Raw genomic sequence first — 11,992 nt, forward strand, 5'->3', positions numbered from 1 at the left:
TGCCAGCAATGAATCTTCCGTCTCACCTGAGGGCACGCTTCGAGGAGGGCTGGCGGGAACGGGTCGCGCTGCTGCTCACGACACTGCAGCACTGGCCGTGGCTGGACACGCTGCGCACGCTGCGCCAGCGCTTCCGCGAAGACCACCTCGGCCTGACCGCCGGCAGCCTGACCTTCACCACGCTGATCTCGCTGGTGCCGCTGGTCACGGTGATGCTGGCCGTGTTCGCGGCCTTCCCGATGTTCTCGTCCTTCCAGGACTCGCTGCAGAAGTACTTCCTGCAGAGCCTGGTGCCCGACAGCATCGCCAAGCCGGTGCTGGGCGCGTTGACGCAGTTCGCCTCCAAGGCCAACCGGCTGGGCACCGTGGGCCTGGTGTTCCTGCTGCTGGCGGCACTCGCGCTGATGCTGACCATCGACCGCACGCTCAACGCCATCTGGCGGGTGCGCACGCCGCGGCCGATCGCGCAGCGCGTGCTCGTCTACTGGGCGGCCGCCACGCTCGGCCCGCTGGTGCTGGGCGTGAGCCTGAGCCTGACTTCGTACGTGATCTCGGCCTCGCGCGGCATCGTCTCCGAACTGCCCGGCGGCGTGAGCCTGCTGCTCAACACCATCGAGTTCGTGTTGCTGGCCGCCGGCATGGCGGCGCTGTTCCACTACGTGCCCAACACGCATGTGCGCTGGCGGCACGCGGTGGCCGGCGGGCTGTTCGTCTCGGTGGGCTTCGAGGTCGCGAAGAAGGGCCTGGCCTGGTACATCGCGCAGGTGCCCACCTTCGCGATGGTCTACGGCGCCTTCGCGACGCTGCCGATCTTCCTGGTCTGGATCTACCTCGGCTGGGTGATCATCCTGCTCGGTGCGGTGATCGCGGCCTACACGCCCAGCCTGTTGATGCGGGTGACGCGCTGGCCCGATGGCCCGGGCTCGCGCTTCTCGCTCGCCGTGGCGCTGCTGGCCGAACTCGACCGTGCCCGGCGCAGCGAGGTGCGCGGGCTCAGCCTGGTGGACTTGTCGGAATCGCTGCGCGTCGATCCGCTGCAGGCCGAACCCATCGTCGACGCGCTGGTCGAACTCGACTGGCTGGCCCGGCTCGACGAAGCCGGCGCCGCGCGCTTCGTGCTGCTGTGCGACCCGGCAACGACACCGGCCGGGCCGCTGCTGGCGCAGATGCTGCTCGAGCCGCTGCCGTCGATGCGCGGCTTTCGCGAACGGGTCGGCTTCGACCGCCTCACGCTGGCCGAACTGCTTCAGGGTTGACCTGCCGGCTCAGGCCAAAGCGAAGGCCCTGCGAAGCTGGCCAGCGTCGGCCTGAGTCGAGCCGCCTGCGCTGCGCACTTTCAGAGGCGCTTCGCTGCGGCGGCTCAGTGCGTGGCCGGGTCGCTGGGTGCGCTGCTGCGCTCCGCAGTGTGCTGCACGCGGTCCTTGCCGAGCCGCTTGGCGGCGTACATCGCATCGTCGGCGCATTGCAGCAGCTTCAGCGGATGCTGTGCGTCGGCGGGCGCGATCGCATAGCCGATGCTCGCGCTGACCCCGCCACCGGGCACGCCGGCGCTGACGCGGCGCACCGCCTCGAGCATGTGCAGCGCCAGGGCACGGGCGCCGGCCTGGCCGCGCACCGAGGCGAGCACGAGGAACTCGTCGCCGCCGAAGCGGCCGACGGCATCGTCTGCGCGCACGCTGGACTGCAGCGCCTGCGCCACCTTGATCAGCAAGGCATCGCCCTCGCGGTGGCCGAGCCGGTCGTTCACCGACTTGAAGCCGTCGAGGTCGACGAAGAACAGCGCCACCGGGTCGTGCACCGCGGTGACCAGCGCCGCTTCGATGCGGTCCATCATCGTGCGGCGGCTGAGCACGTCGGTGAGCACGTCGCGCTCGACGCTGCGGCGCAGCTGCTCCTGCGCGACCGTGAGGTCGTGAACGTCGATGGTCACGGTGTACAGGCCCACCACCTGACCCTCGGCGTCGAAGTCGGGCACGTAGCTGGTGCGCAACCAGCGCGGGCCGCCGGTCAGGTTGTTGGCCAGGCCATCGACGAGGCGCGTGTACTGCACCGTCTTGCCTTCGAGCGCGCGGCGGAAGTGCGGTTCGTGCTCGGCCCAGCGGCGCTGCCCGCGCACCGCGCCGATGTGGCGGCCCAGCAGCTGGTCGGCCGGCTTGCCCACCATCTCGCAATAGGCCTTGTTGACGAAGCGCAGCACGAACTCGCGGTCGACGTAGGTCAGCGGGTTCGGGATGTTCTCGGTGAAGCGATCCAGCCGCACGCGCGCGGCGATCAGCGCTTCGCGCGCGGTCACGTCTTCGTGGATGTCGGTGGCGATGGTGTACACCGAGTGCACCTGCCCGCTCGCATCGGCGTCGGGGAACACCTGGATGCGCGCCCAGCGGCCGGTCAGCGTGCCGTGGCGCAGCAGGCGCTCGTAGCTAGTGGTGGCACCGCGAAAGGCGCGCTCGAAGGCCGGCCGGGCGCGTTCCCAGGCTTCGTCGCCGTACAACTGCGCGAGCGTCTGGCCGATCAGTTCGTCGCGCGTGCGGCCCGACCACAGCTGGTAGGGCCGGTTGCAGAACACGAGGCGGGCATCGGCATCCCAGCGCCCGATCGGCAGGGCAACGACGTCGACGAGCCGTTCGAGCGTGCTGGCGGGAATGTCGTGCGGTTCGGGCATGGGCGTCGGCGAGGCTGCCATCCGGAGTGCGCTGACCTCAGAACGGGATGCGGCCGGTCCAGATGTCCTTGTACATCACCCAGTCGCCCATGAAGCTGAACAGCGGCCTCTTGAAGGAGGCCGGCTTGTTCTTCTCGAAGCCGAAGTGGCCGATCCATGCGCAGCCGTAGCCGCACAGCAGGCCGTAGAGCAGGTACTGCGGCCGGCCGGTGGCCAGCAGCATGCCCAGGCAGACGAGCGCCAGCGTCGAGCCGACGAAATGCAGCCGCCGGCAGGTGCGGTTGCTGTGCTCGCTCAGGTAGAAGGGATAGAACTCGGCGAAGGTCTTCATCGCCTTGGGATCGGCGGCGGCTGTGCTCATGATCGCTCCACGGGGCGGGCCAGGGCCTCCCGCAAGGCATTCAACACCCCGTCCGGCACCTCGGTCATCAGGGTATGCCCGGCGGGGAGTGTGACGATGTGGGCATGAAGCGCCCCGGCGATGTCGCGCGTGTTCTTCGGCGTTGTCATCTGATCGCGTTCGCCCAGCACGAACGTCACCGGGCATCGCACCTTCCCGGCAGCCTGCAGGCCGTTGGCGTAGCGGTCGCAGATGCGGAAGTCGTGCTCGAACAGGTTGCTGCCGTCCAGGCCCGGCGCGCCGGCGAGCATGCGACGCATCAGGGCGCGGTTGCCGCCATGCAGCCACATGCCCGGACCGGGAAACGACGGCTTGCTGGCGATGCTGGAGTGCGAGAACACGTTGACCATGTCGATCGCCCGCAGCGGCTGCTCGCGCGCCGTCGCGAAGAGTGCGTCCGACACCTTCATCGGGTAGGCGGTGGCCACCATCACCAGGCGGCTCACACGTTGCGGCGCGCGGGCGGCGGCCTCCAGTCCGACCAGCGAGCCCATGCTGTGGCCGACGAAGGCGGCTTGCCGCACGCCGGCAGCATCGAGCAGCGCCAGCGTCCAGTCGGCCAGCGCCTCGACGCTCGGCAGCGGCGGCCCTTCGCTGCGGCCATGCGCCGGCTGGTCCACCGCGAGCACCGCGTGGCCGTGGTGCGCGAACCAGCGCGCCAGCAGGTTCCAAACGCTGTGGTCATGCAGCGCGCCGTGAACGAACACGATGCAGGGCAGGGCCGCGTCGAACGGCTTGCCGCCGGTGTAGGCGTAGGCCTTGCGGCCGTCGACGACGAGGTCCATCAGGCCACCGCCTTCTCGGCGACCTTCAGCGCGCGCTTGAGGTCGTCGATGAGGTCGTCTGCATCTTCCAGGCCGATCGACAGGCGGATCGTGCCGGGCGAGATGCCAGCCCGCGCGAGGGCGTCGTCGTCCATGCGGAAGTGCGTGGTCGAAGCCGGGTGGATCACGAGCGAGCGGCAGTCGCCCACGTTGGCCAGGTGAGAGAAGAGCTTCAACGATTCGATGAAGGCCCGGCCCTGGGCGCGCGAGCCCTTGATGTCGAAGCTGAACACCGAACCGCAGCCGCGCGGCAGCAACTTCTTCGCCAGCGCGTGGCTCGGGTGGCCTTCGAGCTCGGGATAGCCGACCGACGACACCAGCGGATGGGCGGCCAGGAAGGCCACCACCTTGCGTGCGTTCTCGACGTGCCGTGCCATGCGCAGCGGCAAGGTCTCGATGCCCTGCAGGATCAGCCACGCCGTGTGCGGGCTCATGCAGGCACCGAAGTCGCGCAGGCCCTCGCGGCGCGCGCGCAGCAGGAAGGCGCCGACGGTGCTCTCTTCGCTGAACACCATGCCATGGAAGCCGATGTAGCCCTGCGACAGCTCGGGGAAGCGGCCGGAACGGTCCCAGTCGAACTGGCCACTGTCCACCAGCACGCCGCCGATCACCGTGCCGTGGCCGGAGAGGAACTTGGTCGCCGAATGGAAGACGAGGTCGGCGCCGTGGTTGAAGGGCTTCATCAGCCACGGCGTGGTGAAGGTGGAATCGACCAGCAGTGGCAGCTTGTGCTCATGGGCCAGGGCTGAGACGGTGGGGATGTCCAGCACGTCCAGGCCCGGATTGCCCAGCGTTTCGCCGAACAGCAGCTTCGTGTTCGGGCGAATCGCGGCGCGCCAGCCGTCGATGTCGCCCGGCTTGACAAATGTCGTCTCGATGCCGAAGCGCGACAGCGTGTAGTGCAGCAGGTTGTGCGAGCCGCCGTACAGCGCGCTCGAGCTGACGATGTGCGAGCCGGCGCCGGCCAGCGTGGCCACCGCCAGGTGCAGCGCGGCCTGGCCGCTGGCCGTGGCGATGGCGCCCACGCCGCCCTCGAGCGCCGCCACGCGCTCCTCCAGCACCGCGTTGGTGGGGTTGGAGATGCGGCTGTAGACGTGGCCGGCGCGCTCCAGGTTGAACAGCGAAGCGGCATGCTCGCTGGACTCGAAGACGAACGATGTCGTCAGGTGGATCGGTACCGCTCGCGCGCCCGTGGCCAGATCGGGCGCGGCGCCGGCATGCAGCGCGAGGGTGTCGAATCCGGGATCCGCGGCTCCGGGCATGGGGTCTCCACTGGGCTGTCTTCGCCCGGAATTGTGGGCTATATTGGGCCGCGACTTGCGACGAGGAGAAGATCATGAAGGTCAGCGACATCCTGCGCGTCAAGGGAGGTACGCTCTTCACGGCCAACCCGGAAGAAGGGCTGGCGCTCGGCCTGAAGACCATGGCCGACCGCGATATCGGCTCGCTGGTCGTGATGGACCACGGCGAACTGGTGGGCATGCTGACCTTCCGCGAAGTCATCGCGGCCGTCGTCAAGAACGGTGGCACGGTGGGCAGCAGCACCATCCGCAGCGTGATGGACGACCACCCGCTGACCTGCACGCCCGAGACCGAGATCGACGAGGTGCGCCGCATGATGCTCGAGCGGCATGCGCGCTACATGCCGGTGATGGACCAGCGCACGCTGATGGGCGTGATCTCGTTCTACGACGTGGCCAAGGCAGTGGTCGACAGCCAGGATTTCGAGAATCGCATGCTCAAGGCCTACATCCGCGACTGGCCGGTCGACGAGCCCGGCGCGCAATCCGCGTCGACCTGAGATCTTTCTTCGAGCGGTTCAGGCCGCCTGCGTGGCCGGCAAGGTGAACATCGCCACCACACCCGACAGCCGTTCGGCTTGAGCCCGCAGGCTCGCCGCGGCGGCAGCCGACTCCTCCACCAGCGCCGCGTTCTGCTGCGTGGCCTGATCGAGTTGTGCGATGGCCACGTTCACCTGGCCGATGCCTTCGCTCTGCTCGCGGCTCGCGCTGGTGATGTCGCCCACCAGCGTGTTGACGCGGCGGATCTCCTCCACGATCGCGTTCATCGTCGCGCCGGCCTGTGTCACGCGCTGACTGCCGGTGTCGATGCGGGTCACCGAGTCGTCGATCAGCGACTTGATCTCGCGCGCAGCCTGGGCGCTGCGCTGCGCCAGGGCTCGCACCTCGCCGGCCACCACGGCGAACCCTCGGCCCTGTTCGCCAGCACGTGCGGCCTCCACCGCCGCGTTCAGTGCCAGGATGTTGGTCTGGAAGGCGATGCCGTCGATCACGCCGATGATGTCGGCGATGCGGCGGCTCGAGTCCTGGATCTCGGTCATCGTGGTCACCACCTCGTGGACCGTCTGACCGCCACGCGTGGCCACACTGGCGGCGCCCTCTGCCAGCGTGCTGGCCTGGCGCGCGGTGTCGGCGCTGTTCTTCACCGTGCCGGTGAGCTGCTCCATCGAGGCCGCCGTCTGCTGCAGGCTGGAGGCCTGCTCCTCGGTGCGCGAACTCAGGTCCAGGTTGCCCTGCGCAATCTGTGCGCTGGCCGTGGCCACCGAATCGACACCCGTTCGTACCGTGCTCACCACGGTCACCAGCGCTGCGCGCATCTTGGACATGTCTTCCATCACGCTGCCGGGCATCTCGCGGCGTTGCGCATGGTTCGACAGGTCGCCCGACGCGATGCGCTGCGCCACCACGGCGAGTTCTGCGGGTTCGGCGCCGAGTTGACGTACCAGCCGGCGGGTGATCTGCCACGCCAGCACGGCACCCAGCAGCATCGAGGCGGTGGTCAGGGCGACAAGACTCGCCTGCATCTTGTTGTCGAGCCGCGTGGCGGCCTCGAACTCGGACTTGGCCACGTCGACCTGCAGCATCACCAGGTCGTCGGTGCTCGCCATCATCGGCTTGGACAGGGGGCTGATCCGGCTGACATAGAGCTGCCGCGCCTCATCCAGCTTGCCGGCCTGGATCGCGGCCAGCATCGGCTTCAATCCTGCTTCGACGTAGGTCTTCATGGCCGGCTCGGCGCGGGCGATGAGCTTCTTCTCCTCCTCGGTGAGGAAAGTGGCGATGTACTCGCGCCAGCGCTTGTCGGCGCGCTCGCGGTTCTTCGCGATCTCCTTGCTGCGGCTCTCGATGTTGGCAGGGTCCGGGCGAAGCAGCATGTCCATCAGCAGGACGCGGTCACGCTGCGCGAAGGTGACGATCTCGCCGAGCTGCTCCAGCGGCACGGTCCGGTCTTCGTAGACAGTGCGCAGCGAGGCGCTGGTGCTCTTCAGGGCCCAGCCGGCCACCAGCGAAGCCATCAGCATCAAGGCGAGCAGGACGCCGAAGGCCATGCCCAGCTGTGCGGCCACGGTCCAGCTCTTGCGGTTCTTCATTCGAATGCTCCATGCGTTCAGACAAGATGTGGGATCACTTTCGTCATCTGCGCTCACTTATTTAGCCTGCAGCGCACCTTTTTGATGCGCAACCCCGGATCGACGCCGCTCTTACAATGCCGGCCTGTGCTGCGAAGTTGTGCGGCGCGCCCCCCAACTCCGCCTTCGCGCACCCAGGCGCCATGTCCGGCAGCACCTTCGGCGAACTGTTCCGCGTCACCAACTTCGGCGAGTCGCATGGGCCTGCCATCGGTTGCGTCATCGACGGCTGCCCGCCGGGAATGGCGTTGTCGGAGGCCGACATCCAGCCCGAGCTCGACCGCCGCCGCCCGGGCACCAGCCGGCATGTGACGCAGCGCAACGAGCCCGACTCGGTGGAGATCCTTTCCGGCGTGTACGAGGGCAAGACCACCGGCACGCCGATCTGCCTGCTGATCCGCAACACCGACCAGCGCAGCAAGGACTACGGCAACATCGTCCAGACCTTCCGGCCCGGGCATGCCGACTACACCTATCAACAGAAATACGGCTTGCGCGACCCGCGCGGCGGCGGGCGCTCCTCGGCGCGGCTGACGGCGCCCATGGTCGGCGCCGGCGCCGTGGCGCGAAAGTGGCTCGCGCAGCAGTACGGCACGAGCTTCTCCGGCTACATGACGCAGATCGGCGACCTCGAGATCCCTTTCGAGGGCGAGCAGCACATCCCGGACAACCCGTTCTTCGCCGCCAACGCGAGCGACATTGCTCGCCTGGAAGCGTACATGGACGAGCTGCGCAAGGCCGGCGACAGTTGCGGTGCGCGCATTGCCGTGGTGGCGCGGCAGGTGCCGGTGGGCCTGGGAGAGCCGCTGTTCGACAAGCTCGACGCCGACATCGCCTACGCGATGATGGGCATCAACGCCGTCAAGGGCGTCGAGATCGGCGCCGGCTTCGCCAGCGTGGCGCAGCGCGGCACGACCCACGGCGACGAGCTGACGCCGCAGGGTTTTGCCAGCAACAACGCCGGCGGCGTGCTCGGCGGCATCTCCACCGGGCAGGACATCACGGTGAGCATCGCGATCAAGCCCACCAGCTCGATCCGCAGCCCGCGCCGCTCGATCGACCTCGCCGGCCAGCCCGCCACGGTGGAGACCTTCGGCCGCCACGACCCCTGCGTCGGCATCCGCGCCACGCCGATCGCCGAGGCGATGCTGGCGCTGGTGCTGATGGACCACGCGCTGCGCCACCGTGCCCAGTGTGGCGATGTGCGCAGCACGCTGGCTGCCATTCCGGGCCACATCGTCTGAACGGCGGCATTTCCGGCGCTCGCGCCAGAAATGCCAGCCTATCCGAGCTCAATTCCCCTCAAGGCCTTGGCATCGCATGCCGACAATGAGGCCAGTACGAATAAGTGACTGCTGATCACCGTTGATCAGCGCCACTGCTTTCGTTGTCTCAGGGGACGCAATGAACCAGTCAGTCAGCTCGCCGCAAACCGCTGAACGCGCAGCTTCCAGCGGCTTGATCGAGTTCTTCCGCCACCACGGTGCCTGGGCGCCGGGCGTGAAGCTGTTCCGACGCATCCAGTTCCAGACCAAGGCACTGATCATCCTGGCGATGCTCACCCTGCCGGTGGGCGTGCTGGGTTGGAACTACTTCATCGACAAGGCGGATGCGATCGCGTTCACGCAGAAGGAGCGCGAAGGCGTGGCCTACGCCCGCGAGGTGCTTCCGCTGGTCAAGCTGGCGCAGGAACAACGCGCCGTGGCGGCTGCCGCACAACTCAAGGGGGGCGACGGCACCGCGCTGGGTGCAGCCAACGACGCGTTCGCCGCCCAGCTCAAGAAGGTCGAACAGATCGAGGCACAGATCGGTGCCGACATCGACACGGGCAAGGCACTCGCGGCCGTCAAGGAGGCCGCCGTGGTGGTCGCCGCCGGCGACTGGAGCACGACCTATGCGAACTATTCGAAGCGGGTCGACGCCGTGCTCGCCCTGCTGACACAGGCCGCCGACGGCTCCAACCTGACGCTCGACCCCGACCTCGACACCTACTACCTGATGGACAGCGCGACCGCCGCCTTGCCCGTCGTCATCGAGGCCACTGCCCGCCTGGGCGACCGGGCCCGCGCCGTGGCGCGCGGCATGCCCGCCTCGGCTGACGTGACGCACGAGATGGTGCGCGCCGAGGCGCTGGGCGACTACAGCGACGAACGCTGGGCAGCGGGCATGCCGAAGGTCTATTCGCTCCAGCCCGCCCTCAAGGCGGAACTGCGCGATGAGGCGGTGCGACACGAACTGCATGCCTTCCACGAACTTGCCACGAGCCTGAAGTCCGACGATGCCAAGCTGGCCGCCGGCGCCACGGTCATCGACAGCCTGCGCACCGTGCAGGTCAAGACACTCGACAAGCTCGACGTCCTGCTCGAGGAGCGCCGCGCCCGGATGGCTTCGCAGCGCGCCTGGGTGGCCGTCGTCGTGGTGCTCTCGCTGGCCACCGCGGCCTATCTCTTCTACTCCTTCTACCTGGTCACCCACGGCGGCCTGCGCGAGGTGCAGAAGCACCTGGAAGCCATGACTGCCGGCGACCTCACCACCCACCCGCGCCCCTGGGGGCAGGACGAAGCAGCGCGCCTGATGGGCTCGCTGGCCGACATGCAGGCCTCGCTGCGCACCATCGTCAACCGCGTGCGAGGCGCGTCCGAAAGCATCGTCCACTCGAGCGCCGAGATCTCCGACGGTTCGATGGACCTGTCCGCGCGCACCGAGCAGGCCGCCGCCAATCTTCAGCAGTCGGCTGCGGCGATGGACGAGATCTCGTCCACCGTGCAGTCCACCGCCGACAGCGCGCAGGAGGCCGCCACCATCGCGCGCAGCAATGCGACCATGGCCGAGCGCGGCGGCGACATCATCGGCAGCATGGTGACGACGATGGAAGGCATCCATGCCTCGTCGACGAAGATCGGCGACATCATCGGCGTGATCGACGGCATCGCCTTCCAGACGAACATCCTCGCGCTGAATGCAGCGGTGGAAGCGGCACGTGCCGGCGAAGCCGGCCGCGGCTTCGCGGTGGTGGCTTCCGAGGTGCGGGCATTGGCGCAGCGCTCGGCCAGCGCCGCCAAGGAAATCAAGGACCTGATCACCGTGAGCGTGGACCAGGTGTCCGACGGCGCGAAGATCGTGCGCAACGCCGGCACCACGATCGGCGAGATCGTCGACAGCGCGCACCGCGTCAACAAGCTGCTCGCAGCCATCGCCAACGGTGCCAACGAGCAGGCCACCGGCGTGAGCCAGACCACCCAGGCCGTGCAGGACCTGGACAGCATGACGCAGCAGAACTCGGCCCTGGTCGAGCAGACCGCCGCGGCGGCGGCCTCGCTGAAGGAGCAGGCCGTCAAGCTGGCCGAGGAAGTGTCCCGCTTCAAGCTGCCGGCCTGAGCCGCGGCCTTCCCGTTCGTCCGCCGGCGGCGCAGTTCGTCGCCCCGGCCCCGCAGCCTGTCGCAACGGGGGATTGCGCCATGTCAACCCGCGCCTAGACTGGCGCCGCTTCACAAGAGCGGCTCTGGAGGGGCAGGACATGCACAAGGCCTGGTGGCTGGGCGGGGTGGGTTTGCTGGTGGTGGCGGCGGCGTTGGGCGCCGCCAAGGTGTCCGGGGTCGCCTTCGGCGCCAAGGACGCGCCCAAGGTCGAGCCCACGCTCGAGTTCACGCCCCGAGAGGTGGTGCAGCCCACGCTGGCGAGCCTGCCGCTGCAACTGGAGTTCTCCGGCGCGCTTGTCGCCCCGCAGAGTGCCGTGGTGCGCGCCAAGGCGGCTGGCACGCTGCTCTCGCTGGTGGTGGGTGAGGGCAGCCGGGTGCGCGCCGGGCAGCCGCTCGGGCAGATCGACCTGTCCGACATCGGCAGCCGCGTGGCTGAGCGCCAGGCTGCCGTCGAGTCGGCGCGCGCGCAGTTCGTGCAGGCACAGCGCACCCACGCATCGAACCAGGGCCTGGCCGATCAGAAGTTCATCTCGCCCAATGCCCTGGACAGCTCGCGCACGGCGCTCGACGCAGCGCGCGCCGGGCTCGACGCCGCGCAGGCGCAGCTGAGCACCGCGCGCCTGGGCCTGCGCGAGGCGGCGCTGGTGGCGCCGATCGCCGGGCTGGTCAGCAAGCGGCACGTGCTGCCCGGCGAGAAGCTGGCGATGGAGCAGCCGGTGCTGACCCTGGTCGACCTGGCCACGCTGGAGCTGGCTGGCAGTGTCGGCACGCACGAGGTGGCGCTGCTGGCGCCGGGCATGCCGGTGCAACTGCGCATCGAGGGACTCGAGCAGCCGGTGACCGGCCGGATCGAGCGCATCGCGCCGGCGGCCGAGCCGGGCACGCGCTCGATCGGCGTGACGGTGAGCGTGGCCAACCCGAAGGAGCGGCTGCGGGCCGGCCAGTACGCGGTGGCGCAGGTGACGCTGGCCGACACCGCGCAGCGCCTGACGGTGCCGCTGGCCGCCGTCGGCGGGCAGGCCGGGCAGCCGCAGGTCTGGGTGATCGACAACGGCGTGCTGGCACGACGCGCAATCACCATCGGGCGCCGCGACGAGGCGCTGGGCCGCGTCGAGGTGGTCTCGGGCCTGGCCACCGGCGTGCAGGTGCTCGCCGCCCGCTTCGACAACCTGCGCGAAGGCGCCAAGGCGGTCGTCGTGGCGCGCGCCTCTGCGGTCGCCTCGGCGGCCGCCTCTTCCAACCTGCGCTGAGGAGCTC

10 protein-coding genes are annotated in these 11,992 nt (G+C 69.0%); 5 read left to right on the forward strand and 5 right to left on the reverse strand.

The features are described 5' to 3' along the window. The first annotated feature begins 8 nt into the window (after positions 1 to 8). Positions 9 to 1,256, forward strand: coding sequence for a YihY family inner membrane protein (locus HZ992_RS08305; protein ID WP_245213396.1), 1,248 nt, complete (start codon positions 9 to 11; stop codon positions 1,254 to 1,256). 104 nt (positions 1,257 to 1,360) lie between these two features. Here the strand turns inward: HZ992_RS08305 and HZ992_RS08310 are convergent, their stop codons facing one another. From HZ992_RS08310 to HZ992_RS08325, 4 genes are read right to left on the reverse strand one after another with little or no spacing between them, the layout of a single operon-like run. Further along, the gene (locus HZ992_RS08310; RefSeq protein ID WP_209386196.1) at positions 1,361 to 2,662 is read right to left on the reverse strand and encodes a GGDEF domain-containing protein; all 1,302 of its coding nucleotides are present in this window, start codon (positions 2,660 to 2,662) and stop codon (positions 1,361 to 1,363) included. 37 nt (positions 2,663 to 2,699) lie between these two features. Then, positions 2,700 to 3,023: an Mpo1-like protein gene (locus tag HZ992_RS08315; RefSeq protein WP_209386197.1), complete on the reverse strand. Its 324-nt coding sequence runs from the start codon at positions 3,021 to 3,023 to the stop codon at positions 2,700 to 2,702. Further along, positions 3,020 to 3,847 carry an alpha/beta fold hydrolase gene (locus HZ992_RS08320; protein ID WP_209386198.1) on the reverse strand — a complete coding sequence of 276 codons (828 nt, stop codon included), beginning with the start codon at positions 3,845 to 3,847 and terminating at the stop codon, positions 3,020 to 3,022. The genes HZ992_RS08315 and HZ992_RS08320 overlap by 4 nt, the downstream gene beginning before the upstream one ends. Then, positions 3,847 to 5,148 (reverse strand): O-acetylhomoserine aminocarboxypropyltransferase, encoded by a 1,302-nt coding sequence (locus HZ992_RS08325; protein WP_209386199.1) that lies wholly within the window; start codon positions 5,146 to 5,148, stop codon positions 3,847 to 3,849. The genes HZ992_RS08320 and HZ992_RS08325 overlap by 1 nt, the downstream gene beginning before the upstream one ends. 74 nt (positions 5,149 to 5,222) lie before the next feature. Between HZ992_RS08325 and HZ992_RS08330 the strand changes: the two genes are divergently transcribed. After that, complete coding sequence (locus HZ992_RS08330) at positions 5,223 to 5,687, forward strand: CBS domain-containing protein (RefSeq protein WP_209386200.1); 465 nt, start codon at positions 5,223 to 5,225, stop codon at positions 5,685 to 5,687. 18 nt (positions 5,688 to 5,705) lie between these two features. On the opposite strand, the gene HZ992_RS26030 is transcribed toward HZ992_RS08330, so the two are convergent. Beyond that, positions 5,706 to 7,277, reverse strand: coding sequence for a methyl-accepting chemotaxis protein (locus HZ992_RS26030; protein WP_209386201.1), 1,572 nt, complete (start codon positions 7,275 to 7,277; stop codon positions 5,706 to 5,708). Between the two features lie 182 nt (positions 7,278 to 7,459). On the opposite strand from HZ992_RS26030, the gene aroC reads away from it, so the two are divergent. The 3 genes from aroC (at position 7,460) to HZ992_RS08350 (ending at position 11,985) form a co-directional block, all read left to right on the forward strand. Next, a complete protein-coding gene (aroC, locus tag HZ992_RS08340; protein WP_209386202.1) occupies positions 7,460 to 8,560 on the forward strand; it encodes a chorismate synthase in 1,101 nt (366 codons plus the stop codon). Positions 8,561 to 8,720: 160 nt separating this feature from the next. Beyond that, positions 8,721 to 10,694, forward strand: coding sequence for a methyl-accepting chemotaxis protein (locus tag HZ992_RS08345; RefSeq protein WP_245213397.1), 1,974 nt, complete (start codon positions 8,721 to 8,723; stop codon positions 10,692 to 10,694). A 139-nt stretch (positions 10,695 to 10,833) separates the two neighbouring features. Further along, positions 10,834 to 11,985 (forward strand): efflux RND transporter periplasmic adaptor subunit, encoded by a 1,152-nt coding sequence (locus HZ992_RS08350; RefSeq protein ID WP_209386203.1) that lies wholly within the window; start codon positions 10,834 to 10,836, stop codon positions 11,983 to 11,985. The last annotated feature ends 7 nt before the right edge of the window (positions 11,986 to 11,992 follow it).

This window comes from Rhizobacter sp. AJA081-3 (assembly GCF_017795745.1).
In the GTDB taxonomy this organism is placed as follows: Bacteria; Pseudomonadota; Gammaproteobacteria; order Burkholderiales; family Burkholderiaceae_C; genus Piscinibacter.

What these genes read in the sequence shown, in the direction of transcription:
- HZ992_RS08345 (WP_245213397.1), top strand. Translation starts at nt 8,721, where the DNA reads ATGAACCAGTCAGTCAGCTCGCCGCAAACCGCTGAACGCGCAGCTTCC.
- HZ992_RS26030 (WP_209386201.1), bottom strand. Translation starts at nt 7,277, where the DNA reads ATGAAGAACCGCAAGAGCTGGACCGTGGCCGCACAGCTGGGCATGGCC.
- HZ992_RS08315 (WP_209386197.1), bottom strand. Translation starts at nt 3,023, where the DNA reads ATGAGCACAGCCGCCGCCGATCCCAAGGCGATGAAGACCTTCGCCGAG.
- HZ992_RS08305 (WP_245213396.1), top strand. Translation starts at nt 9, where the DNA reads ATGAATCTTCCGTCTCACCTGAGGGCACGCTTCGAGGAGGGCTGGCGG.
- HZ992_RS08350 (WP_209386203.1), top strand. Translation starts at nt 10,834, where the DNA reads ATGCACAAGGCCTGGTGGCTGGGCGGGGTGGGTTTGCTGGTGGTGGCG.
- HZ992_RS08320 (WP_209386198.1), bottom strand. Translation starts at nt 3,847, where the DNA reads ATGGACCTCGTCGTCGACGGCCGCAAGGCCTACGCCTACACCGGCGGC.
- HZ992_RS08325 (WP_209386199.1), bottom strand. Translation starts at nt 5,148, where the DNA reads ATGCCCGGAGCCGCGGATCCCGGATTCGACACCCTCGCGCTGCATGCC.
- HZ992_RS08310 (WP_209386196.1), bottom strand. Translation starts at nt 2,662, where the DNA reads ATGCCCGAACCGCACGACATTCCCGCCAGCACGCTCGAACGGCTCGTC.
- HZ992_RS08330 (WP_209386200.1), top strand. Translation starts at nt 5,223, where the DNA reads ATGAAGGTCAGCGACATCCTGCGCGTCAAGGGAGGTACGCTCTTCACG.
- aroC (WP_209386202.1), top strand. Translation starts at nt 7,460, where the DNA reads ATGTCCGGCAGCACCTTCGGCGAACTGTTCCGCGTCACCAACTTCGGC.